We start from the raw sequence: 23,738 nt of genomic DNA on the forward strand, positions 1-23,738 counted from the left end.
GGTCGTGGGCCGGTGCGTCAGCCCGTCGCAGGGCGGGCATACGGCCCTGGACTGGTACAGGGTGCGGGTTCTCCGAGACCGAAGCTAAGCGACGGGCATACGACGCACCGGCCCACGACCCCTCCCGCCGGAGGGCAAGTGCGGGTCGTTGGGGGTGCGGGCTTTCCCGGAGCGCCGGGCTTGATCGGGGCGCCGGGGTCTTCGGGGCGCGGGCAGGCGCAGGCTTTTCAGGGGCGCGGGGAACTGCGCGACCAGCCACGACGCACCCGCAGCCGCGACACGACTGTCACCCACCACCCCCTGGCGGGGGGCCTGGGGGCGCAGCCCCCAGTTTCGGGAAGGGGCGGGCCTGGGGAAGAGAACCCCTCCCACCCCACCCCCGGCCTGGGGGCGATACCGGGACCGGCCAGCCACCCCCCGTTCATCCTGGCCGCCGAGGAACTTTGAATTCCGCGCGCAAGCTCCAGGTGTGAGAAGAATCGTCGCAGTCGTCCTCGCGGTGTTCCTGATCGGCGGAGTGGCAGCAGCCGTCGTCGCGGGCCGCGAAGGGCAGGACAAGGGCACGGCAACGAAGACCGTGCGAGCAGTGATCGGGTCGGAGAAGGCTGAGTTCTTCGCCGATCCCGACGTGGTGAAGGCCCTCGCTGCAAAGGGCTACACCGTGGAGACGGAGACGTCGGGTTCCTGGGCCATGGAGGGCCTGGATCTGAAGGGATACGACTTCGCGTTTCCGGGCAGCCAGGCGCCCGCCGCCGAGCTGGCGAAGAAGTACGGCGTACGGCAGCCGCTGCCGCGCCCCTTCTATTCGCCCCTCGTGGTCGTGGCGCACCGCAACGCCGCCGAGGTGCTGGCCGCGAACGGACTCGCGACCGTCAACAAGGGCAACGGCACTCTGAAAATGGGCGCCTATCTCGATGCCGCCCATGCCAACAGGACCTGGCAGCAGCTCAAGGGCGCGGACAAGTACGGGGAGTTGACCGGGACGCTGTTCGTGTCCACCACCGACCCGACCAGTTCGAACTCCGGTGCGCTCTACCTCGCCGCCGCCTCGTACGTCGCCGCCGGCGGCCGGGTCGCCGCCGACACCTCGGCCGTCGACGAGACCGCGCCCCTGATGCGCAAGCTGATCAGCGTCCAGGGCGCCCAGCAGACCAGCTCGGACGCGACGTTCAGGGACTTCATCAGCGGGGTCGGCAACCCGCTCGTTCTCGTCTACGAGTCCCAGGTCGCCTCGCTGCTCATGCGGGGCCAGTCCGTCGACGACCTGATCGTCCTCTACCCGGACACCACCGCCAACAGCGACCACACCGTCGTCCCCCTCACCGAAGAGGGCCGGGCGCTCGGTGAACTCCTCAGCACCGACAAGGAGTTGCGCAAGCTGGCGGTGCGGCACGGGTTCCGGCCGCAGGACGCGAGCGCGGAGTTCACGGCGGCGACCGCCGCCCACACCACGTATCTCAACCAGAAGCTGACCGGCGTCCGGCAGGCGCCCGTGCCCGCCTCCAAGGTGCTGCACGAGATGGCACGTCAGGCCCGGGGCTAAGGGGAAACAACAAGTGACCAGCGACAACGAAGACTTCACCCTCACTCCGCCCGAGCCCGTCGCGGCCGTGCCGAAGGAGAAGGCCGGCGGGCTCGTACCCGTCGACGAGTCGGTCCGTACGGACATGGACCGCAAGGCCGCCGAGTACGTCGACTCACTCGCCGCCCTCGACGCCCGCTCCCCCGAATTCGCGAGCAAGCTGGGGGAGATCGTCGCCCTCGGCTCGGGCGAGATGCGCGCCGCGTCCGCACAGTCCAACCGCATGCTGGACCGCACGATCCGCAGCCTGCCCTCGAACGGCGAGGACGCCCAGTCCCGCGTATCGTCCTCGCTCGTCGAACTCCGGCGTACGGTCGAGGATCTGGACCCGCGTGACCTGCCCGCGGGCAAGGGCCGCAAGCTGCTGTCCAGGCTCCCCGGCGGCAACAGGCTGCGCGATCACGTCGCCAAATACGCCTCCGCACAAGGCACGTTGAACAAGATCGTGGGCTCCCTGCGCGGCGGCCAGGACGAACTGCGGCGCGACAACGCCGCGTTGCAGACCGAACGCGTCCGCCTCTGGGACACGATGGGCAAGCTCCAGGAGTACGTCGTCCTGACGCAGGCCCTGGACTCGTCGGTCGAGCGGCACATCGCCGGCGTCGAGGCCACGGATCCCGCGCAGGCCGACACGCTGCGCGCCGACGTCCTCTTCCCGGTGCGCCAGAAGCACCAGGACCTGCTCACCCAGCTCGCGGTGTGCGCGCAGGGCTACCTGGCCATGGATGTCGTACGCCGCAACAACGAGGAGCTCATCAAGGGCGTCGACCGCGCGGCCACCACCACCGTGTCCGCATTGCGCATCTCGGTGATGCTGGCCTCCGCCCTCGACAACCAGAAGAAGGTCGTCGAGCAGGTCAACGCCCTGCGCGGCACGACGGAGGACCTCATCCGCGGCAACGCGGAGATGCTCGCCACGCAGTCCGGCGAGATCCAGCGCATCGCGGCGGACCCGGCGGTCGGCGCGGAGACGCTCCGCAGCGCCTTCCAGCAGATCTACCGGACGCTCGACACGATCGACAACTACAAGGCCCAGGCCACGGAGACGATGGCCGCCACGGTGGAGTCCCTGACCTCCGAACTCCAGCAGGCCACCGCGTACTTGGAGCGTTCCCGCTCGCAGGGCGCGCTGGAAGGAGGGCTCGCGTGAGAGTCCGCCACATACGCAGCACCACTCTGGCCGCCGTCCTGCTGCTGGCGCTCACCGCGTGCACGTCCGGCGAGAGTTCCGAGAAGCCCGGGCAGCCAGAAAAGGCCGAACCGGGCACCCTCCGCGTCCTCGCCTCCAGCGAGCTGTCCGACATGGACCTCGTACTGCACGAGATCTCCATGTCCACCGGCATCAAGGTCGTCCCCACCTATATGGGCACGCGCGACGCGGTCGACCGGCTGGCGTCGGGGAAGGCGGACGGCGCGTACGACGCCGCGTGGCTGGCCTCCAGCGACTACCTGCGCCTGGATTCGGCCGCCGCCAAGAAGGTCGTGTCCCAGACCCCGATCATGTCCAGCCCGGTGGCGATCGGCGTCAAGCCGGAGACCATACGCCGACTGGGCTGGAAGCCGGCGGACCTCACCTGGTCGCAGGTGCACCAGGCGGTGGCGGCCGGTGATCTGACGTACGGCATGACGGATCCGGCCCGCTCCAACTCCGGTTTCTCCGCGCTGATCTCGGTGGCCTCGGGCCTTTCCGGCGCCCAGTCCGCGCTGACGGACGCGGATGTGGACCGGGCGACTCCCAAGCTGGCGGAGTTCTTCAAGGGGCAGGAGCTGACCTCGGGTTCCTCCGGCTGGCTGGCGTCCGCGTACGCCCGTCGTGGCTCCGTCGACGCGCTGCTCAACTACGAGTCGGTGCTGGTGGGCATAAAGGGCCTCACCGTGATCCGCCCCAAGGACGGCGTGGTCACGGCCGACTACCCGCTCGCCTCGCTCGCCGCCACCGACCAGAGCACCCGCGAGACCGTACGACGTCTCACCGACGCCCTGCGCGCCCCGGACATCCAGCAGCACATCACGGAACGTACGGGGCGCCGTCCGGTCGTCGCCTCCGTAAAGCCCGCGTCGTGGCTCGACCCGAGCCGCCGCCGTGAACTCCCGTTCCCCGGCAGCAAGTCCGTCGCCGACGGGCTGCTGGACGCGTACGAGAACAAGCTGCGCCGGCCCTCGCGCACGGTGTACGTCCTCGACACCTCGGGCTCGATGCGCGAGGACGGCCGCCTGGGCAAGCTGAAGAAGGCGCTCACCGCGCTGACGGGCGACTTCCGCGACCGTGAGGAGGTGACGCTGATGCCGTTCGGCTCCGCCGTCAAGAGCGTACGGACGCACGTGGTGCGGCCCGAGGACCCGCGGACGGGTCTCGACGGGATCCGCCGCGACACCGAGGCGCTCACGGCCTCCGGGGACACGGCGATCTATACGTCACTGGAGAAGGCGTACGAGCATCTGGGCGCCGATGGCGACACGTTCACGTCGATCGTGCTGATGACGGACGGCGAGAACACGGTGGGGGCGGGGCCGGAGGACTTCGACGGCTTCTACGCCGGGCTGCCCGGCGAGCAGCGGGAGATCCCCGTCTTCCCGATCCTCTTCGGCGACTCCGACCGGGCCGAGCTGGAGCACATCGCCGAACTGACCGGCGGCCGTCTCTTCGACGCCCAGAAGGGCTCGCTCGACGGTGCCTTCGAGGAGATCCGTGGCTACCAGTAAATTCATGGCGTACCTGGAGTCCCGCAAGAACCTCACGGGCAGTGCGCTGGGCATCGCGGGCCTGGGCCTGACGTTCACGGGTCTGGCGGGCGCGTACTGGCCGGTCGTGGTCGCGGGTCTGTACGGCGCGGGCGCGCTCCTGGCCCCGCCGGAACGCCCGCCGCTGCCGGACTTCCCCGACCCGTCCGCCCAACTGGACGAACTGCGCGACGACTTCGGCAAGCTACGCGACTACCTCGCCGACATCGAGCTGCCACCCGCAGCCTCCGGCCGCCTCACCGAACTGACGGAACTCCTCACGGCCCTCCTCGACCCGGGTTGGGTCACCGAGGTCCTGGCGCAGGAGCCGGAGGGGGTGCACGCCCTGTCCCGGGCCGTACGGCAGGACGTCCCGGAGGCGGTGGACGCCTACGTACGGACGAGGTGGTGGACGCGGCTGACGCCGGGCACGGATCCGCCGGAGCGGCACCTGGAACGCCAACTCGCGCTGTTGCAGGGTGAGATGGAGGAGCTGACGGCGAGCCTGAGAGAGGTGGAGGCTCGCCGCCAGGAGTCACATACGCGGTATCTGGAGGACCGTTCCAACTGAGCTCAGCGGCAGGGTGGCCGAATCGGCGGTGGCCACGATGCACCGACTGGGTCGACCGTTCCTCGACATCGGCGTTTTGGGTGGTTCCATCATATTTCCTACCTATGCTGTCGACTCCTGGGTGCCTGGTAGACGCAGGTCGGGGTGGGTCTGGCGTCTGGCGCTGACGTCAATGGCGGCGTGGAGGGCGGCGTCGACCACGCGCCGTCTGATCGAACGGAGACGGGCATGACTTGCTCGATGAGCAGCGGGCTGCGAGTGACGGTCTTCACCGGGGACAGGGACCTGTGGCGCCGCAAGCCGCTGGCCAGCGAGATCGTTCATCGGGCTCGCAAGGCGGGGCTGGCCGGGGCGAGCGTGTTCCGAGGGTTTGAAGGTTTCGGGGCCTCCTCACTGATCCACACCACCCGGCTGCTGTCGCTGACCGAGAATCTGCCGGTCGCGGTGGTGATCGTCGATGAGGAGAGTCGCATCCGGGCGTTCCTGCCGGAGCTGAACGAGCTGGTGGGCGGGGGCCTGGTGGTCGTGGACAAGGTCGAGATCATGCGCTCGGTCGGCAGGGAGTCCGCAAGTTGAACCGGCTGCTGTCGGAGTACGGACGCAACTTGCGTGTACGCCGACAGCTGCTGCTCGGCACGGAGTTCTGCGGGGCGCTGATCGCGTACTCGAGGTTCGCCTGCGAAACCTTGCCGGCCCGGACTCGCGCGCTCGGTTCCTTGCAATGGCCAACGCCGTCGTCGGCGTGATCGGCGGGCTGCGCCGACACGGCGTTGGCCGAGGCGGTGTGGGGATCAGTGGGGCGTCGAGCGTGTCTCCGGTGGGGCCACCGCCGTTGCGGAGAGTGGTTCGCTGGGCAGCGACTGTTGTCCGACCAGGGCCTCCGCCGGTACGGGCGGCCGGTCCGAGGAGACGAACGTCGGGTCCTTCGAGAGCACTCGGGTCAGCCATGCGCCGGCGAGTTGGGAGGTGAGGATGGACAGCAGCACGAGGGCGACGAAGAACTGGCCGTTGATGACCCCTGCGCCGAAGGTCACCGATGCCACGATGATGCCGGGGCCGCCGCGGGCGTTCATCGCCACCGCGAAGTGGGTCGACCAGGACGGAGTTTTGCCGGCCAGGCGCGCGCCCACCCACACGCTGCCGAACTTGATCACACAGGCAAGGACGAACAGTTGGCCGAAGAAGACCAGATCCAGGTTCTGGACCAGGTCCAGACGGAAGCCGACGAGCGCGAAGTAGATCGGCACGAAGAAGGCCAGCGAGAAACCCCGCACCGCGCTCAGGCCGGGTGAACCCGTCTTCGCGTCCTTCTTCTCGGCCATGGCGATGCCTGCCGTGAGCGCGCCGAAGATCGGGTCGATCCCCAGGCCCATGCAGCTCAGGCAGAGCGCGAACAGGAACACCAGGCGGAACGCCGCGGGACTGCGCCGCTCCAGCGCACCGAGCGGACCTGTGGCGAGCCGTTGGAACGCCGCCCGGCCTCCGACGAGGAGGAGCGCGAAGAACAGCACCGAGGCGCCCACGTAGTAGGCCACGTCCCAGCCGATCGAGTCGCCGGGGAGCAGCGCGGGCAGGCCGTAGGAGGTGTCCGCCTGGATGTGGGCGAGCCCGAGGATCACCGCCAGGACGACATAGAGGAGAACGTCCTCGACGACGGCGACCGTGAGCACGGTCCGGGCGAAGAGGCTGTCCATGATGCCGAGGTCCATCATGATCCGGGAGATGACCGGGATGCTGGTCACGGCTATCGCCAGGCCCAGGACGAGTGAGATGCTCATGGCGGATCCGTGCGGGCCTGCCAGGGCTTCGGGGTCGACCGCCTGGGCAATGGCCAAGCCTCCGACGAACGGGATCACCAGGCCGGTGACGGTGGTGTAGAGGACGGTCCTGCGCTCCGCCCCCAGACCGCTCTGGCGCATCTCCAGACCGGCCAGAAAGACCATCAGAATCGTGCCGAGCTGGTACACCGCGCCCAGCACATGAGCGGTGGGGCCGGAGGGCGGTATCAGCCAGTCGGCCACCGACGGGGCGACCAGGCCGAGGGCGCTCGGCCCCAGCAACAGTCCTCCCACGATCTCACCGATGACCGGAGGCTGACGCAACCGCGCAAATATGTGACCGCCAAGGTGCGCCGCCAGCAGGAACACGGTCAGTACGATCAGGATTTTTGCCACTTCGGCAACGGTGAGGGACATGAGCTTGCCTCCGGCTCATCGGGGGATCAGGCATTCGAGCGCCGGAGACGCGGGTGCACCCACTCCCTCCAACGATCAATAACACTGTGCGAAGGGGTGGAGACTCTCCGCAACCGAGGCGTGGCATTCGGGCCGACTGCGGATCTGGCCGGGTTGACTGGAAGGTTGATCCGTGCCGGACTTCGAGAAGCCGCCCCCCTTCTTCGCCATGGCAGCGGCTCGCCCGCTGCCATGGCGAAGAAGGGGGGCGAGCCCCTTCCACACCTGCTGATCGACTTCCGCGCGGATCGGGAGCCGCTCTCCCGGCGGCTCGCACTACCCACCACCCGTCAGGGGCAGGTGTCCAGCATGGAGCTCAGTGCGGCCTTCTCTTTCGCGGTGACGGAGAGCCCGTAGGTGAACTTCACATGGGTCCAGGCCCTGCTGTACACGCAGTGGTAGGCGGTGTTCGGCGGGACCCACTGGTCGGGCGACTGGTCGCCCTTCGTCCTGTTGGCCACTACCGAGACGGCGACGAGCTGCGTGGTGGACAGGTCGTTGGCGAATTTGTGGCGCCGCGCCGGGCTCCACTTGTCCGCTCCCGAGCGCCATGCGTTGGCCAGAGGTACGACGTGATCGACGTGGACCTGCGATGCCGCGGTGAGGATCCGGTCGTCGTAGGGACTGTGCCATTGCCGTGAGGCCGCCTGGGCCTGTGTGCCCGGGCCGGCAGCCTTGGCATCGCGATGGATCACGACCTGTTGGGTCTCGGACCAGCGGTCCTCGATGGCCCAGTGCTCGAACTTGTCCCTGCTGTATCCCTTCAGCGAGTGCGGAGCCTCAACGGTGAGGGCGGCGAGTTCCTTACGGACCACGTCGGCGGACGGCGCCTCGGGCACCATCTGCCGCTGGCCGAGAAGTCGTGCCGACGCCGGCTGGGGGGACGCCGACACGGACACCGGTGCGGCCGGCCAGAGCAGGGCTACGGCCAGGACGACCGGGATGGGGAGGAATGCCGCGACCAGGGCGATGGCCACGCGGTAGCGGCCTGACAGGTCTATGTGTGTTTTTCCCATACAGGAATAGATACTCCTGTATGCGTAGTTTGCAGATTTGAATTGGCCCAAAGTGATTAATTGGGCCGAAGGTTGGCGTCGTCCGTCAGGTTCGCTCAACCGGCCCCCGCAGCCGGGAGGCCGGGGCCCACACGCCGACGTGTGGGCCCCGGCCTCCCGGGGTGGCGCTCACTGCGGTCGGCCGTGACGACGTCGCAGGTCGAGACGGATCGGACCGGCCGCGGAGCTCAGGGACGGACTGGGCGTCAGCCCAGGCGCTTCACCAGCGTCCGGTACTCGTCCCACAGCTCCTTGGGCGTGTGGTCGCCGAACGTGTTGAGGTGGTCGGGGACCAGCGCCGCCTCCTCGCGCCAGACGTCCTTGTCGACGGTGAGGAGGAAGTCCAGCTCGGACTCGGAGAGTTCGAGACCCTCCGTGTCCAGGGCCGTCTTCGTCGGGAGGATGCCGATCGGGGTCTCGACGCCCTCCGCCTTGCCGTCGAGGCGGTCCACGATCCACTTCAGGACACGGCTGTTCTCGCCGAAGCCGGGCCACACGAACTTGCCCGCGTCGTTCTTGCGGAACCAGTTGACGTAGTAGATCTTCGGGAGCTTGGACGCGTCCTTGTCCTTGGCGACGTCGATCCAGTGGCCCATGTAGTCGCCCATGTTGTAGCCACAGAAGGGGAGCATCGCGAAGGGGTCGCGGCGCAGTTCGCCGACCTTGCCCTCGGCCGCCGCCGTCTTCTCGGAGGCGACGTTCGCGCCGAGGAACACACCGTGGTTCCAGTCGAAGGACTCCGTGACCAGCGGGACCGCGGTGGCGCGACGGCCACCGAAGAGGATCGCCGAGATCGGCACGCCCTTCGGGTCCTCCCACTCGGGCGCGATGATCGGGCACTGGGACGCGGGGACGGTGAAGCGGGCGTTGGGGTGGGCGGCCGGGGTCCCGGACTCGGGCGTCCAGTCGTTGCCCTTCCAGTCCGTGAGGTGGGCGGGCGTCTCCTCGGTCATCCCCTCCCACCAGATGTCACCGTCGTCCGTCAGCGCGACGTTGGTGAAGACGGAGTTGCCCCACAGCGTCTTCATCGCGTTGGCGTTGGTGTCCTCGCCGGTGCCGGGCGCGACGCCGAAGAAGCCGGCCTCGGGATTGATCGCGTACAGCCGGCCGTCCTCACCGAAGCGCATCCAGGCGATGTCGTCACCGATCGTCTCGACCGTCCAGCCGCGCACTGTGGGCTCCAGCATGGCGAGGTTCGTCTTGCCGCAGGCGCTCGGGAAGGCTGCGGCGACGTACTTCGACTCGCCCTGCGGCGGCGTCAGCTTCAGGATGAGCATGTGCTCGGCCAGCCAGCCCTCGTCGCGCGCCATCACGGAGGCGATGCGCAGGGCGTAGCACTTCTTGCCGAGCAGCGCGTTGCCGCCGTAGCCGGAGCCGTACGACCAGATCTCGCGGGTCTCCGGGAAGTGGGAGATGTACTTCGTGGAGTTGCACGGCCACGGCACGTCCTCCTGGCCCTCCTCCAGCGGCGCCCCGAGCGTGTGCACAGCACGCACGAAGAAACCGTCGGAGCCGAGCTCGTCCAGGACCGGCTGCCCCATGCGTGTCATGGTGCGCATGGACACGGCGACGTACGCGGAGTCGGTGATCTCCACGCCTATCGCGGAGAGATCCGAGCCGAGCGGGCCCATGCAGAACGGGACGACGTACATCGTCCGGCCCTTCATCGAGCCGCGGAACACACCCTGTTCACCGGCGAAGCTGTTTCCTTCTCCGGTAAAGATGGCCCGCATCTCGGCGGGGTCCTTCCAGTGGTTCGTCGGGCCCGCGTCCTCCTCCTTCTCGGAGCAGATGAAGGTGCGGTCCTCGACCCGGGCGACATCGGTCGGGTCGGAGGCCGCGTAGTAGGAGTTGGGGCGCTTGATCGGGTCGAGTTTCTTGAAGGTGCCCTTACGGACGAGCTCCTCGCTCAGTCGCTCGTATTCCGCCTCTGAGCCGTCACACCAGACCACGTTGTCCGGCTGCGTCAGTTCTGCGATCTCGTTGACCCACGAGATCAGTTCCTGGTGATTGGTGGGAACGGCAGGGGGAGCCGCGATGTCGCGCGCCACGATTGCTCCTAGATGAGGGGTTTTGTTGTTGAATGCCCCTTGGGGGCCGCGGCCCGGATGCTTCACGTCTGGATCATTGGCGCTCATCCGGTGCCGACCGCACTCATTTGATCATCCGACGGGTTCGCGCATATGTCCAGAGCGCCTCACACCTGAGCAAGCGTGACCATCACCACGCGATTCCCCTCGGGGTTCACCGTTTATTGTCCGCTTCGCCCCTAAATCGTCACAGCGGGCTGCTTCACCTGACCCTCAAACCTCGGTGAGACGATGGCCACTTGAGGCTTCCCACCTGACCGAACTGATTCAGTACTTACGGTTCCGTAGGTACGATTCGCCCTATGACTGCGTCCGTCCCCGACGCGCCCTCGGACTCGCCGGTCGCCGACCGCGTCTCCGCAGCGCTGTCCCACCTGCCGCACCCGGACAAGCCCAAGCTCCGGGGCTGGCTGCACGCCGGGATGTTCCCGGCCGTGGTCGTCTCCGGCCTGACCCTGACCGCCCTCACGGAATCGACGCGCGCCCGCATCGCCTGCGGGATCTACGTCCTGACCGCCTGCCTGCTGTTCGGCGTGAGCGCGCTCTACCACCGGGGGGACTGGAGCCCGCGGGCCGACGGCGTACTGCGCCGACTCGACCACGCGAACATCTTCCTGATCATCGCGGGGACGTACACACCGCTGACGATGCTGCTCCTGCCGGACACCACGGGGCGGTGGCTGCTCTGGAGCATCTGGGGCGCGGCGGCGGCGGGCATCCTCTTCCGGGTGTTCTGGGTCGGCGCCCCGCGCTGGCTCTACACCCCCTGCTACATCGCGATGGGCTGGGCGGCCGTCTTCTTCCTCCCCGACTTCATGCGCGCCGGCGGCATCGCCGTCCTCGTCCTGGTGATCGTCGGCGGCCTGCTCTACAGCGCGGGCGGCGTGATCTACGGCCTCAAGCGCCCCAACCCGTCACCGCGCTGGTTCGGCTTCCACGAGGTCTTCCACTCCTTCACGCTCGCGGCGTTCGTCGCACACTACGTCGGGATCTCGATCGTGGCCTACCAGCACGGGTAGCTCCTCCGATCTCACTTTTGAGTGGCCGCGGCTTTCGAGCCGCGGCCACTTTTGCGTGCCCACTCATTGACGGACAGCATCTTTTGAGAGTTACTCTCATTTCATGGCTACTGTCACTCCACACGCCGAGACCCAGCCCGACCCCCGCCGCTGGTGGGCCCTCGGCGCTCTCGTCGCGAGCATGCTCGTCCTCGGCTTCGACCTGACGATCCTCAACGTCGCGCTGCCGACGATGGCCGAGCAGCTGGAGGCGAGCACGGGTGAACTCCAGTGGATCGTGGACTCGTACGTCGTCGTGTTCGCGGCGCTGATGCTGCCCGCCGGACTGCTCGGTGACCGCTTCGGACGGCGCAGGATGCTGATCGCGGGGCTCCTGGTGTTCCTCACCGGCGCCCTGTTCGGCACCCTCGTCTCCACGCCCGAGCTGGTCATCGCCGCCCGTACGGTCATGGGCGTGGGCGCCGCGCTGGTGATCCCGCTCGGGCTGTCCGTGCTGCCGTCGATGTTCGGGCCCGAGGAGCGCAGTAAGGCAGTCGCCGCCGTCACCGCCTCGATGGCCGCAGGCATGCCGCTCGGGCCGCTCGTCGGCGGGCTGCTGCTCGACCACTACTGGTGGGGCTCGATCTTCCTGATCAACATCCCGATGGTCGCGATCGGCGTCGCCGCCTGTCTGTTCCTGCTGCCGGAGTCCCGCGACCCGGCATCACCACGCGTCGATGTGCTGTCCACCGCGTACAGCGCGATCGGTCTCGGTGCGCTGGTCTTCGGCATCATCGAGGCGCCCGAGCACGGCTGGGGCAGCCCGCTGGTCGTCGGCTCGTTCGCGCTGTCCGCGGCTATGCTCGCCGCCCTCGTCGTACGGGAGCGCCGGGCGGTGCGGCCCATGCTCGACCTGAAACTGCTCGGGCACCGCGGTTTCCTGTTCAACAGTCTGGCCGCGACGCTCGGCACCTTCGTCTTCTCCGGTCTGCTGTTCATGCTGCCGACGTACCTCCAGGAGGTCGGCGGCAGCGACGCGTTCGGCACCGGGCTGCGGCTGCTGCCGATGATGGGCGGCCTGATGGTCGCCGCGCGGGCGAGCACCCCCCTGGTGCAGCGCGTGGGGCCCCGCCCGGTGGTCACCGCGGGTCTGGCGGTGCTGTGCTTCGCCGCGCTGCTCGGCTCACGCACCGAGGCGGACAGCGGCTACGGGTTCACCGCGCTCTGGCTGACCATCGCGGGACTGGGCTTCGGACTCGCGATGGTGCCCGCGATGGACGCGGCGCTCGGCGGGATCCCCCACGACGAAGCGGGCAGCGGCTCGGGGCTGCTGATGACGCTGCGCCAGGTGGGCGGCGCGATCGGCATCGCGCTGCTCGGCAGCCTGGTCGCCAGTGCCTACGCCGACCGGATCGACACCTCGCGCCTCCCTGCCGAGGCCGCGGACGCGGCGCGCGAGTCGCTGACCGGCGCGCACGCCGTCGCCGAGCGGCTCGGCCTGCCCGGCCTCGCCCGCTCCGCCGACGCCGCGTACGTGGACGGCATGGGCGCGGTCCTGGTGGTGTGCGGCATCGCGGCACTCGTGACCGCCCTGCTGACGGCGGCGCTGCTGCCGAACGTACGGCCCGCCAAGGCCGAGAGGGCCGCGGAGGGCGAGGCTCCGATCATGGCTCGTACCGAGTCCGATGGCGGACAATGACAGGCATGACCACGGCACGCACCTCCCTCCCCGAAGCCGCCAGGCACCTGAGCCTGCGGGAGCGGAAGAAGCTCAAGACGCGTATCGCGATCAGGAACGCCACCTACGAGCTGATCGAGGAGCAGGGGTACGACGCCACGACCGTGGAGCAGATCGCCGATCGCGCGGAGGTCTCGCCGAGCACTGTCTTCCGGTACTTCCCGACCAAGGAGGACATCGTCCTGACGGACGAGTACGACCCCCTGGCGGAGGAGCTGCTGCGGGCGCGTCCGGAGGACGAGAGTCTGCTGGACTCGATGCGGTTCATCATCCGGCAGTCGATGAGCATGGCGATCGCCGACGCCCCGACCTTCGCGGAGCGCGAGATGAAGCTGCGCCTCCGGCTGATGACGGAGATCCCGGCCGTGCGCTCCCGGGTCATGGAGAGCATGTCCGTCACGAGCCGCCTGATGTGCCGGGCGATCGCGGAGCGCACCGGGCGGCACGAGAACGACCTGGAGGTGCGGGTCTACACGATGGGGCTGATGGGCGCGCTCCTCGAAGCGGCCATCTACTGGACCGAACACGACTACCAGGGCGATCTGCTGGACCTGCTCGACCGCGCCCTCGCCACCTTCAAGGACCTCCCCAAGCGATGACCCGGATGACCCTGCGATGACCTCAGGGCGCCGGAAAAGGACCCGGCCACCGTACGGCGGTCGTGGCATCCTGACTCCGTGAACGGACCGGAGATCCACGTCGAGTTCGCCCCCGAGCTGGGCATGTTCGTCCCGCAGGCGCGGCGGGCGGGGGCCACCGAGGTCGTCACCGACGGAGTCTCCACGCTCGGGCATGTCGTGGAGTCGCTCGGTGTGCCGCTGACGGAGGTCGGCGGGCTCGTCGTGGACGGGCGTGCGGTGGCCGTGTCGTACGTGCCAAAGGCGGGCGAGTCCGTCGAGGTGCAGGCCGTCGCACGCCCGCAGCGGGTGCCAGGGGCGCCGCTGCGTTTCCTGCTCGACGTGCATCTCGGGACGCTCGCCCGGCGGCTGCGGCTGCTGGGCGTGGACGCCGCGTACGAGTCCACCGACATCGGCGACCCGGCCCTGGCCACGCGCTCGGCTGCCGAGCGGCGCGTGATGCTCAGCCGCGACCGCGGTCTGCTGCGCCGACGCGAGCTGTGGGCCGGCGCGTTCGTCTACAGCACGCGGACCGAGGACCAACTCCGGGACGTACTGGGCCGGTTCGAGCCGGAGCTGAAGCCGTGGACTCGCTGCACGGCCTGCAACGGCCTGCTCAAGGAGGCCGTCAAGGAAGACGTCGCGGACCGGCTCGAAGGCGGGACGCAGCGGTCGTACGACGTGTTCGCGCAGTGCGAGGAGTGTGGGCGCGTGTACTGGCGGGGCGCGCACCATGACCGCCTGGAGGCGATCGTGACGCGCGCCGTTTCGGAGTTCGGCTCCTGAGCCCTACTGCCCTTGGTCAAAGCCGGCGCGCGGTGACCAGCCAGGCGCGGGAGTCGAACCACACGCCGTCGCCGGTGTCGTGCGCCTCGAGAGTCGCGCCAAGCCGATCCAGCGCACGCTCGGCGGACGCGACATCCAGATCGGTGACCAACTCCTTCGCCATCCACAGCTGGAGCACGGCAGCACGCGCGCGGGCGGCGTCCGGGCCGTAGTAGACGGGCTCGCGTACGTCGACGACGTCCACCGCGGTGAAGCCGGCCGCGGTCAGGTGGCCGGCCACGACGTCCGGATCGGCCAGCGTGAAGGGATCGACGGCCGCTGGGGCCGACGTCGATGACGCATGCCCGCCAGAGAGCGCCGCCCGGATCGCGGTATGCCACTCCTGACGGTCGGCGGCCTGCCAGACCAGCTGCACGAAGCGCCCACCCGGACGCAGGGCTCGCCCGATGTTGGCGAACGCGGCGATGGGGTCGGAGAAGAACATCGTGCCGAACCGGCTGACGCCCAGACTGAAATGTTCCGGCGGGAAAGCATGGGCCTGGGCGTCGGCCTGCACGAAACCGACATTGCGGAGCCCTTCCGTCTCGGCCTGTCGGCGGGCCCGCGCCAGCATCGGATCCGAGACGTCGACGCCGAGCGCGGTACCCGGCGACGCGGCTCGAGCCGCGTCCCGGGTGGTCTGGCCGGTGCCGCAGCCGATGTCGAGGACATGGTCACCGGGTCGGATGTCGAGGGCGTTCCGCAGCCGCTCGTGATAGCGGGCGAGCTCCGAGTCGTAGTCGAACAATGCGATCTCCTCCTCATGCCGCGGGGCCGTCGCGGAGTACGCCCCGCACGGTGTCGAGTCGTACACCCGGATCCACCTCTGGGAAGAGCGGCAGCCGGAGTGCCGACCGCAGCCGGTTCATGGGCGGCCTCCTTCGGTGTGCCGCACCAGGGCCGACACGAAGTCGTCCCACACCGCCCTCGGCAGGTCGTGTCCGGCCCCCTTGAGGACCAGCAGCTCCGCGCCGGGGATCGTGTCGCGCAGCGCCTCGCCGTGCGGCAGCGGCAGCAGTGGGTCGTGGTCGCCGTGGACCACGAGCGTCGGCGCCGCGATGTCGCCGAAGCCGCCTCGCGCCGGCCCGTCGAACTCGATGGCGTAGTGGTTGACCAGAGTCGACGCGTAGCTCCTGGCGCGCGCCACGTCACGTTCGGCCAACGCCCGGATCGCGGCCTCGTCGAAGTACGGCGAGCCACCGGCGTACGCCCTCGCGCCGACGACCACGTACTCGACGACCGCGGCCGCGTCGGAGAGGTCCGGCTCGGCCGGCATGGCCAGGTCGCTCGACGGTGACGGCAGGTCGTCGGCACCGGTCGAGCTCGAGACGAACGTCAGCGACGCGACCCGGTCGGGATGGTCCACACCGAGGATGAGTCCGATACCGCCGAACATCGACTGACAGACCACATGGGCGCGCTCGATGCCCAAGGCGTCCTGGATGCCGAGTACGTCGAGGGTCAGGTCCGTGAACGAGTACGCCGGCTGTCCCGGCGGGTAGCAGGTCGACCGGCCGGTGTCCCGATGGTCGTACCGGACCACGAACCGGCCACGGGTGGCGAGCTGTTCGCACAGGTCGGCGTCCCACCACAGCATCGAGGCGGCCGAACCGGCGACCAGCACGATCGCGGGGCCCGCAGGGTCTCCGAAGGTCTCGGCACACAGCTCGACGCCGTTGATCCCGAGCAGTCGCTCGCCGTGAGATTGATGTGAGGTCATGTCTGGCACGCTAGAGCCCGCGACTTCATGTCGCGGGAGATCTACCTGCACCGGCGGGCCGGACGCACCCACTCACCACTTGCCGGCCGGGCCATCGAGATCGCCGGCGAGGTCGCGGCCGATCTCGCGGCGCCGCCGGCAGACCGGCTCTAGGAGACCAGCTTCTGCCGGAGGCCCACCGCGTCCGTCACCGGGGCGTCGCAAGTGAAGTGGCGGCAGACGTAAGCCGCCGGTTCACCCTCCACCAGCGGGCGATCGGCGAGGAGCGGGAGTTCGTCGCTGCCGGGGGTGCCCACCGCGACGACCGCTCCCGGGGCGGTGGTGAGGAGGGCGGTGCGGTGCAGTTCCCGCGTCGCCGGGGCATCCGCCGGTCCGACCACGGCCACCTCACGCGGCCCGTCGAGGAGGGCCTCCGCGGTCGCGAGCCCCCAGCCGATGAAACGCGGCGCCCGCGGGCCGAGCGCCTTCACGACGCCCAACGCCCGTTCCGCGGCGGTGCGATGGGGCTCGGCACCGGTCTGCGCCGCGTAGCTCAGCAGGGCACCGGCCGCCGCGCTCCACCCGGAGGGCGTGGCGCTGTCGGTCGGGTCCTGCGGGCGGCGGATCAGCTTCTCGGCGTCGGCGGCCGTGTCGTACAAGGCGCCGGATTCCTCGTCGACGAACCGCACCAGCACATGGTCGAGCAGGAACCCGGCGAACTCCAGCCAGACCCCCTCACCGGTCACCGAGGCGAGCGCCAGGAACCCCTCGGCAACATCCCCGTAGTCCTCCAACACGCCCGCATTCGCACCGACTTGGCCGTCCTTCGACGTACGGGCGAGCCGGGCCCGCTCGTCCAGATGCAGACGTACGAGGAGATCGGCGGCACCGAGCGCGGCCTCGACGAGGTCGGGGCGGTCGAAGTACGCACCGGTCTCCGCGAGGGCTGCGATCGCGAGCCCGTTCCAGGCGGCGACCACCTTGTCGTCACGGCCAGGAGCGGGCTGCTCGGCGCGGGCCTCGCTGAGCCGCTCCTTGATGGACTCGATCCGCTCGGCGTCGAACACGCCCTCCTGCTGCGGGAGTTGAAGAACGGAGGCCCCCTCCTCGAACGTGCCCTCGTCCGTCACGCCGAAGTAGGAGGCAGCGAGCTCGGCATCCTCGTCGCCGAGGACGTCGGCGAGCTGCCGAGGCGTCCACACGTAGTACGCGCCCTCGACATGCTTCCCTGTTCCGTCATCGCTGTCGGCGTCCAGCGCGGAGGCGAACCCGCCCTCGTTCGTACGGAGTTCGCGGACCATGAAGTCGGCGGTTTCGAGGGCGACGCGCCGGGCGAGGTCGGAGCCGGTGGCTCGCCACAGGTGGGCGTAGACGCGGCACAGCAGTGCATTGTCATAGAGCATCTTCTCGAAGTGCGGCACCACCCACTCACGGTCCACGGAGTACCGCGCGAATCCGCCCCCGAGCTGGTCATAGATCCCGCCGCGCGCCATCCGCTCACACGTGTCGGCGGCCATCTGCAACGCACCCTCGGAGCCGGTCCGAGCGTGATGCCGCAGCAGGAACTCGACGACCATGGACGGCGGGAACTTCGGCGCTCCGCCGAACCCGCCGCGCTGGGCGTCGTAGTCCCGCGTGAGCGCGAGCAACGCCTGCGCCAGCTCCTCCTCACCGGGCACAGTCGTGTCCCCGTACGAGATCTCCCGCCCGGCGAGATCCCGCGCGATCTTCCCGGCGACGTCTGCGACCTCCTCACGCCGGTCGCTCCAGGCGCTGTGCACACCTTCCAGAACCTGCCGGAAGGAGGGCATGCCCTGCCGCGGCGCGGGCGGGAAGTAGGTCCCGAAGTAGAACGGCTCGGCGTCCGGGGTGAGGAAGACGGTCATGGGCCAGCCACCCTGCCCGGTCGCGGCCTGCACGGCCTCCATGTAGACGGCGTCTACGTCGGGGCGTTCCTCGCGGTCGACCTTGATGCTGACGAAGTGCGCGTTGAGGTAGTCGGCGGTCCCCTGGTCCTCGAACGACTCGTGAGCCATGACGTGACACCAGTGGCAACTTGAATAGCCGACGCTCAGCAGCACGGGAACGCCGCGTTTGCGCGCCTCCTCGAAAGCCTCTTCACTCCAGGGCCACCAGTCGACGGGGTTGTCGGCGTGCTGGAGGAGGTACGGGGACGTCTCATGGGCCAGGCGGTTCATGCCCCCACCCTCCCACGCGATCCTGGTTCCGCCACGTACTCGCCTCAGGCGATGGCCGCGATGTCCCCGTCGTCGAAGTAGATGGCCTGATGCAGACGTCCCCCGTCATCGAGGGGCAATCCTGCCGCAGCACGCGGAACGCGGTGCGGATCAAGGGGGCGCGACGCGGATCACGGGCCCGCACCGGGGGTAGGTGATGGGTTCGGGCAGGTGCGGATCAAGTCCGTACGGGTGCGGATCACGGATCCGTGCGGGTCGGTGCGGTCGGGGTTCTGGGAGCGTGAACATGCCAATCGCTCTCTCGCCTTCCCGCTCCGTCCGCAGGACACTTGACCGGGAAATTCGTTGCTGGCGGAGGGGGACCTGACATGCGGGACAGCCATCGGGCTGATGCCGAGCGGCTGTTGGCCCGGGCCGTGGAGGAGGAGGTTCGGCGGTCGGGCGGGCGGACCGACGGGAGTGTGCTGCTGTCGCGGGCGCGTGGGGCGCTGGACGCCATCGCGGGGACGGCCACGGAGGAGTACGAGGCGTACACGAGGGCGCTGGACGAGGCGGAGGCCGGGCGGCTGACGTTCGGGCAGCGGTATGCGCGTGAGGGCGCCGGAACTCCCCTGCTGGTCGCGGTCGTTGCCGCCGCCGCGGCCTGTGTGGCGGACCTGGCACTCGGTACGAGCGCGGGGACGGCGCTCGGTGCCGGAGCCGTGGTCGGTGTGGCGGGCGCCGCGGCGACGGTGGCGAAGGTGACCGCTTCGCATCTGCCTGCCGCGAGTCGTCGGGCCGGAGCGCTGGGCCAGCCGGGCGGTCCTGAGCAGTTGCGGCTTCAGTGGCTGACGGCGCTGGAGGTGCGTGGTATCCGCCCGTTCCTGGACCAGCAGCGGGTGCTCAGCGCGTCGACCGGTCCGAAGCGGAAGGCGCCGCAGCTGCGGCGTACGGACAAGAGCGCGGCGGCGCGCAGCCGCAGTGTCCTGGAGCGGTCCTTCGATCAACTCCCGGAGCCGGACGGCCCGTTCGCGGGTCGCAGGCAGGAGCTGGGGCGGGTGGCGCAGTGGGTGCACGCGGCCCGTGCGAGTACGGAGACCAAGCCGACGGTGGTCGTGCTGCACGGCGCGCCGGGCTCGGGCCGCAGCACGCTCGCGATCCGTTCGGCGCATGCGCTGAGGGATCAGTTCCGGGGCGCGTGCGTGGTGGACCTGCGCGGCGACAGCCCGGAGGAGCCGCCGCTGTCCACCCGTGACGCGCTGCTGCACCTGCTCAACCGGCTCGGTGCGTCCCGCGAGCAGTTGCTGTTCCGGGAACGTTCCTCGCCGGAGCAGCAGGTGCGGCGGTTGAGCGAGCTCTACCACCAGCATCTGACCGGCCTGCCGGTGACGATCGTGCTGGACGACGCGAGCGACGCGGAGCAGGTACGGACCCTGGTGCCCGAGCGTTCCGACAGCCTCGTCCTGGTCACCGCACGCAAACCGCTCGATCTGCCCGCCGACCTCCCCGCCTGGGTGCACCAGCTCCCTGTGGAGGCGCTGGACGCGTCGGGCGCCGAGGAGCTGCTGAAGGCGGCGGCGCAGGACGCCTCGGGTCCGTACGACGCCGAATCCTGCGACCGGGTGCGGGAGTTGTGCGGCGGCCTGCCCCTGGCGCTGCGGATCGCGGGCTCCTCACTCGGCCCGCGTACGCATCGCCGGCTGGCCACGGATCTCGAGGCGTACGGTCCGGTCGAGCCGGCCGAACGCGTGCTGTGGCTGCGCTACAGCGACCAGTCGGACACGGCCCGGCGGCTGCTGCGTCGCCTGGCGCTGGCGGGCCGCGCTTCCTTGGGCGCCGCGGCGGCGGCCGCCCTGCTGGCGACGGACGAGGCGGAGGCGACCCGGCATCTGGAGGCGCTGTCGCGGGCCGGCCTCATCGATCATGTACGGGGCAGCCGTTACCGCCTGCACGATCTCGTGCGCGCCTTCGCTCAGGCCCGCCTGCTGGACGAGGAGGATCCTGCCGAGCGTACGGCCGCGCAGGAACGACTCATCGTGAACTACGGCGAGTTGGCGGACTCGGTGATCCGTCTCGTCGACGGCAAGACGTCCACGCGCGCCGACACGGTCGGCCCGCACGGCTTCACCTCGCTGGACGCGGCGCTGCGCTGGCTGGACGACGAGTCGAGCTTCATCACGGCGGCGCTGCGGCACGCGGAGGGTGTGAACCAGGCGGCCGTACTGAATCTGCTCGGCGCCCTGTGCGACTACTGCCTGCTGCGCGGTGACCTCTACCGGCTGGGCGAGATCAGCGAGTTGACGCAGGCGGTGGACCAGGGGCTGCTGGTGCGCTCGGTCCAGTGGCGTACGGGTATCGCGGCCCGTCAGCTCGGCGAGCTCGACAAGGCGCGTACGCAGCTCGCTTCGGTGGTGGACCTCTACTTCGAGGCGCACCACGACGCGGGCGCGGCAAGGGCGTTGTGCTCGCTCGGCATCACGCTGCACCACCAGGGCAATCTCACGGAGGCGGCGGCGAAGCTCCAGGAGGCGATGGACCTCCAGGCCTCTCCCGACCTCGCGGCGGACCGCGCCTGGACGATGCACGCGCTGGCGGCGGTGGAGCGGGACCGGGCCCGCCTCGCCACGGCCCTGGATCTCCTCACCCAGGCGCTGGTCCTGCACCGCCAGGGCGAGTCCGTGCACGGCGAGGCCTGGGCGCACTTCCAGCTCGGCCAGCTCGGCCTGCGCATGGGCGACGTACCGCGTGCGGAGGCGGAACTCCGCGAGGCCCTCGATCTGTACGGCCGTACCCGTGACCCTCGCGGTGAGGCCTGGGCCCTGACCCAGCTGGCTCGCGCCCGCCTGGTCGACGGCGACCCGTCCTCCGCCGTGGACGGCCTCCGCCAGGCGATCTCCCGCCACCGTGACAACGAGGACGCGCGGGGCGAGGCGTGGACGGTGTACTACCTGGGCCAGGCGCTGGAGGAGTCGGGCAGTCTGGACCAGGCGGTGCGGGAACTGGAGCGTTCGCGGACGATGTTCTCCCGTATCCGGGACGTGTACGGCCTGGCGTGCGCCCGCCACCACTCGGCCCGGGCCACGCGCGACCAACGGGCGGTCCAGACGGGTTCGTTGCGCAACTCGGGCTTCGCCCGCCAACTGCTCGTGGACGCCCGAGCGGACTTCCAGCGCATCGGCGTGGCGCATGGCGAGGCGTGGACGTGCCTGGAACTGGCGGTGGTGGACGCGGGCAACGCCCGTACGCAGTCCGCCCTTTCGCTGTGCGACGAGGCGGCGACACTCTTCGCGTCGTACGGCGACCGGCGGGGCGAGGACTGGGCCCGTTTCCTGCGCTGCACCCTGCTCCCGTACGCCTCCCCCGGCGGCACCGAGATCGGCACCGCCGTGGCCCAGGAGGAGCTGACCCAGCTCTCCCGCACCAACCACCCGTCCCGCGACGGAAAGCTCGACGACTACATCGAGGCGTATCAGCTGCTGCTGGAACGGGGCGTCGACCTGGACGCGGGCTGGCAGGCCTGGCGCTTGGGGATGGTGCCGAGCCGGCATGCCCGGGAGGTCATGGGGGTGGCGGTGGCAGCTCAGTCCTCGTAGAGGCGGTTCAGTCCTCGTAGAGGCCGCCGAGGCGCAATGGCCAGCGGACTCGTCGATCCTGAGCCGTCGGAGCGGGCGTATGAGGCAGGGTGTCTGAATGAGACCCAGTGGGTCTCATTCAGACACCCTGCCTCAGCAGTTCAAGCCGCTGAGCTCTCAGCCCTTCGCAGGCGAGGCCTTCCCCCCGGAACCGGCCTTCTTGTCGGAGGCGTCCCCCTTCGGGTCCGTGTCCTCCTCGAAGTCGACCTTCCCCATGTGCCGGTTCATCGACTTCATAAGCCCCCACACCGCCACGGCCATCACCGCGAACACGATGAAGCCGAGGACGCCAGGGGTCACCTTGTCCTCGTCGACCTCCGCCGCGAGGGGGACGAGGTGCGTCATTGCCAGGCTTGCGCTTGCGCTCATGTCAGGCATTGTCCCTCAGGACTGCCGGATGCCCGCGAAGAGGTCGTCCTCGGGGAGGGACGTAGCGACGAGGGACTTCGCGAGCTCGTACTCCTCCGTCGGCCAGACCTCCTTCTGGATCTCCATCGGGACGCGGAACCAGCCCCCGTCGGGGTCGATCTGCGTGGCGTGCGCGATCAGGGCCTTGTCGCGGATCTCGTAGAAGTCGGCGCACGGAACGTGCGTGGTCAGGGTCCGCTCGTCGCGCTGGAACTCGTCCCAGCGCTTCAGCCAGTCCCCGTAGGGGGACTCCATGCCGCGCTCCAGCAGCGCGTTGTGCAGCGCCTCGGTGCGGGGGCGGTTGAAGCCCTGGTTGTAGTAGAGCTTCTGCGGCTGGTAGGCCGGGCCGAACTCCGACTCCGGGTACGTCTCGGCGTCCGCCGCCCCTTCGAACGCCACCATCGAGATCTTGTGGGTCATGATGTGGTCGGGGTGCGGATAACCGCCGTTCTCGTCGTAGGTGGTGATCACCTGCGGGCGGAAGGAGCGGATCTTGCGGACCAGTTCGCCCGCCGCCTTCTCGATGTCCTCCAGCGCGAAACAGCCCTCGGGCAGCGGCGGCAGCGGGTCGCCCTCGGGCAGTCCCGAGTCGACGAAGCCGAGCCACTCCTGCTTGACGCCGAGGATCTCGCGGGCCTCGTCCATCTCCTTCTTGCGTACCTCGTGGATGTGCTCCTCGACGTACTTGTCACCCTGAAGCTTCGGATTGAGGATGGAGCCGCGCTCCCCGCCCGTGCAGGTCACGACCAGCACGTCCACCCCCTCGGACACGTACTTCGCCATGGTGGCCGCGCCCTTCGACGACTCGTCGTCGGGGTGGGCGTGTACGGCCATCAGTCGTAGCTGGTCAGTCAAGACTCAATCCTCGTCAGTCGGCGCCCCGTTGTATCGGCGCGATCGGCGGCTTCTATAGTGACCGAAATCGGGGGCGAAAAATTCCGGGGCCCGGCCCTGTCCGCCCCGCAGAGAGGACGATCATGAGTACGGCCAGTACGCAGCTGCCCGAGGGCCGCTACGGCCGCTCCGCGGACGAGCGCGCCGACCGCAAGCTCAAGATCATCGGCAGTGTTCTGGGCGTCGCTCTCCTCGTCCTCATCGGCTGGTTCGCCTACTACTACGTGGGCGGCAACAAGATCAGCGCCGAAGTGATCAGCTTCGACACCTCCGCCGACTCGGTCAAGGTGCACCTGGAGGTGCGCAAGGACGTGGACGCCGACGGCTACTGCACCATCCGCTCGCAGGCCGAGGACGGCGCTGAGGTGGGCCGCAAGGACTTCCGCTTCGACCAGAACGCCACGCGTATCGACAAGGTCGTCACGCTGCGTGTGACGGCCCGGGGCACCACGGCGGAACTGCTCGGCTGCCACGCCGACTGACGCCGGGCTCGGCGC

At 69.4% G+C, this 23,738-nt stretch carries 20 protein-coding genes; 12 read left to right on the forward strand and 8 right to left on the reverse strand.

The genetic code is table 11. The annotated features are described in order from the left end of the window. The first annotated feature begins 469 nt into the window (after nucleotides 1-469). The 5 genes from IEZ21_RS14370 (at nucleotide 470) to IEZ21_RS14390 (ending at nucleotide 5,450) form a co-directional block, all read left to right on the forward strand. Nucleotides 470-1,543, forward strand: coding sequence for a substrate-binding domain-containing protein (locus IEZ21_RS14370; RefSeq protein WP_189322294.1), 1,074 nt, complete (start codon nucleotides 470-472; stop codon nucleotides 1,541-1,543). Nucleotides 1,544-1,556: 13 nt separating this feature from the next. After that, nucleotides 1,557-2,732 (forward strand): toxic anion resistance protein, encoded by a 1,176-nt coding sequence (locus IEZ21_RS14375; RefSeq protein ID WP_189322295.1) that lies wholly within the window; start codon nucleotides 1,557-1,559, stop codon nucleotides 2,730-2,732. Next, a complete protein-coding gene (locus IEZ21_RS14380; RefSeq protein WP_246567726.1) occupies nucleotides 2,729-4,285 on the forward strand; it encodes a substrate-binding and vWA domain-containing protein in 1,557 nt (518 codons plus the stop codon). Before IEZ21_RS14375 ends, IEZ21_RS14380 begins: the two co-directional genes overlap by 4 nt. A gap of 4 nt (nucleotides 4,286-4,289) precedes the next feature. After that, nucleotides 4,290-4,874, forward strand: a complete 585-nt coding sequence (locus IEZ21_RS14385) for a hypothetical protein (RefSeq protein WP_189322562.1) — start codon at nucleotides 4,290-4,292, stop codon at nucleotides 4,872-4,874. Between the two features lie 228 nt (nucleotides 4,875-5,102). After that, a complete protein-coding gene (locus tag IEZ21_RS14390) occupies nucleotides 5,103-5,450 on the forward strand; it encodes a DUF190 domain-containing protein (protein ID WP_189322563.1) in 348 nt (115 codons plus the stop codon). 215 nt (nucleotides 5,451-5,665) lie between these two features. Here IEZ21_RS14390 and IEZ21_RS14395 read toward each other — a convergent pair whose 3' ends face one another. The 3 genes from IEZ21_RS14395 to IEZ21_RS14405 all read right to left on the reverse strand — a co-directional run bounded on the left by IEZ21_RS14395 (nucleotide 5,666) and on the right by IEZ21_RS14405 (nucleotide 10,214). Next, nucleotides 5,666-7,069, reverse strand: a complete 1,404-nt coding sequence (locus IEZ21_RS14395) for a cation:proton antiporter (protein WP_189322296.1) — start codon at nucleotides 7,067-7,069, stop codon at nucleotides 5,666-5,668. 329 nt (nucleotides 7,070-7,398) lie between these two features. Then, nucleotides 7,399-8,124 (reverse strand): HNH endonuclease family protein, encoded by a 726-nt coding sequence (locus IEZ21_RS14400; protein WP_213089296.1) that lies wholly within the window; start codon nucleotides 8,122-8,124, stop codon nucleotides 7,399-7,401. 245 nt (nucleotides 8,125-8,369) lie between these two features. After that, nucleotides 8,370-10,214 (reverse strand): phosphoenolpyruvate carboxykinase (GTP), encoded by a 1,845-nt coding sequence (locus IEZ21_RS14405; protein WP_189322297.1) that lies wholly within the window; start codon nucleotides 10,212-10,214, stop codon nucleotides 8,370-8,372. A 341-nt stretch (nucleotides 10,215-10,555) separates the two neighbouring features. On the opposite strand from IEZ21_RS14405, the gene trhA reads away from it, so the two are divergent. From trhA to IEZ21_RS14425, 4 genes are all read left to right on the forward strand, one after another. Beyond that, nucleotides 10,556-11,272, forward strand: coding sequence for a PAQR family membrane homeostasis protein TrhA (gene trhA / locus IEZ21_RS14410; RefSeq protein WP_189322298.1), 717 nt, complete (start codon nucleotides 10,556-10,558; stop codon nucleotides 11,270-11,272). A 103-nt stretch (nucleotides 11,273-11,375) separates the two neighbouring features. Continuing rightward, nucleotides 11,376-12,950, forward strand: coding sequence for an MFS transporter (locus IEZ21_RS14415; RefSeq protein WP_189322299.1), 1,575 nt, complete (start codon nucleotides 11,376-11,378; stop codon nucleotides 12,948-12,950). Nucleotides 12,951-12,955: 5 nt separating this feature from the next. After that, the gene (locus IEZ21_RS14420; protein ID WP_189322300.1) at nucleotides 12,956-13,588 is read left to right on the forward strand and encodes a TetR/AcrR family transcriptional regulator; all 633 of its coding nucleotides are present in this window, start codon (nucleotides 12,956-12,958) and stop codon (nucleotides 13,586-13,588) included. 78 nt (nucleotides 13,589-13,666) lie between these two features. Continuing rightward, nucleotides 13,667-14,392, forward strand: a complete 726-nt coding sequence (locus IEZ21_RS14425) for a Mut7-C RNAse domain-containing protein (RefSeq protein ID WP_189322301.1) — start codon at nucleotides 13,667-13,669, stop codon at nucleotides 14,390-14,392. Between the two features lie 16 nt (nucleotides 14,393-14,408). Here IEZ21_RS14425 and IEZ21_RS14430 read toward each other — a convergent pair whose 3' ends face one another. Both IEZ21_RS14430 and IEZ21_RS14435 read right to left on the reverse strand, forming a co-directional pair. After that, complete coding sequence (locus tag IEZ21_RS14430) at nucleotides 14,409-15,179, reverse strand: class I SAM-dependent methyltransferase (RefSeq protein WP_189322302.1); 771 nt, start codon at nucleotides 15,177-15,179, stop codon at nucleotides 14,409-14,411. Between the two features lie 117 nt (nucleotides 15,180-15,296). Then, a complete protein-coding gene (locus IEZ21_RS14435; protein WP_189322303.1) occupies nucleotides 15,297-16,151 on the reverse strand; it encodes an alpha/beta fold hydrolase in 855 nt (284 codons plus the stop codon). Between the two features lie 27 nt (nucleotides 16,152-16,178). Between IEZ21_RS14435 and IEZ21_RS48420 the strand changes: the two genes are divergently transcribed. After that, nucleotides 16,179-16,304: a hypothetical protein gene (locus IEZ21_RS48420; RefSeq protein WP_281399436.1), complete on the forward strand. Its 126-nt coding sequence runs from the start codon at nucleotides 16,179-16,181 to the stop codon at nucleotides 16,302-16,304. On the opposite strand, the gene IEZ21_RS14445 is transcribed toward IEZ21_RS48420, so the two are convergent. Then, nucleotides 16,301-18,328 carry a thioredoxin domain-containing protein gene (locus IEZ21_RS14445; protein ID WP_189322304.1) on the reverse strand — a complete coding sequence of 676 codons (2,028 nt, stop codon included), beginning with the start codon at nucleotides 18,326-18,328 and terminating at the stop codon, nucleotides 16,301-16,303. The two genes, IEZ21_RS48420 and IEZ21_RS14445, sit on opposite strands and share 4 nt — an antisense overlap. A gap of 368 nt (nucleotides 18,329-18,696) precedes the next feature. Between IEZ21_RS14445 and IEZ21_RS14450 the strand changes: the two genes are divergently transcribed. Further along, on the forward strand, nucleotides 18,697-21,900 hold the full coding sequence (locus IEZ21_RS14450) for a tetratricopeptide repeat protein (protein ID WP_189322305.1): 3,204 nt from the start codon (nucleotides 18,697-18,699) through the stop codon (nucleotides 21,898-21,900). Between the two features lie 156 nt (nucleotides 21,901-22,056). On the opposite strand, the gene IEZ21_RS14455 is transcribed toward IEZ21_RS14450, so the two are convergent. Both IEZ21_RS14455 and mca read right to left on the reverse strand, forming a co-directional pair. Beyond that, nucleotides 22,057-22,317 (reverse strand): hypothetical protein, encoded by a 261-nt coding sequence (locus IEZ21_RS14455; protein WP_189322306.1) that lies wholly within the window; start codon nucleotides 22,315-22,317, stop codon nucleotides 22,057-22,059. Nucleotides 22,318-22,323: 6 nt separating this feature from the next. Then, the gene (mca, locus tag IEZ21_RS14460; protein ID WP_189322307.1) at nucleotides 22,324-23,202 is read right to left on the reverse strand and encodes a mycothiol conjugate amidase Mca; all 879 of its coding nucleotides are present in this window, start codon (nucleotides 23,200-23,202) and stop codon (nucleotides 22,324-22,326) included. 122 nt (nucleotides 23,203-23,324) lie between these two features. On the opposite strand from mca, the gene IEZ21_RS14465 reads away from it, so the two are divergent. Then, entirely contained in the window at nucleotides 23,325-23,723 is a 399-nt protein-coding gene (locus tag IEZ21_RS14465; RefSeq protein WP_189322308.1) for a DUF4307 domain-containing protein, read from the forward strand. Nucleotides 23,724-23,738: the final 15 nt, after the last annotated feature.

Origin of the sequence: Streptomyces flaveus, assembly GCF_014647675.1 — a bacterium.
GTDB classification, from domain to species: domain Bacteria; phylum Actinomycetota; class Actinomycetes; order Streptomycetales; family Streptomycetaceae; genus Streptomyces; species Streptomyces flaveus.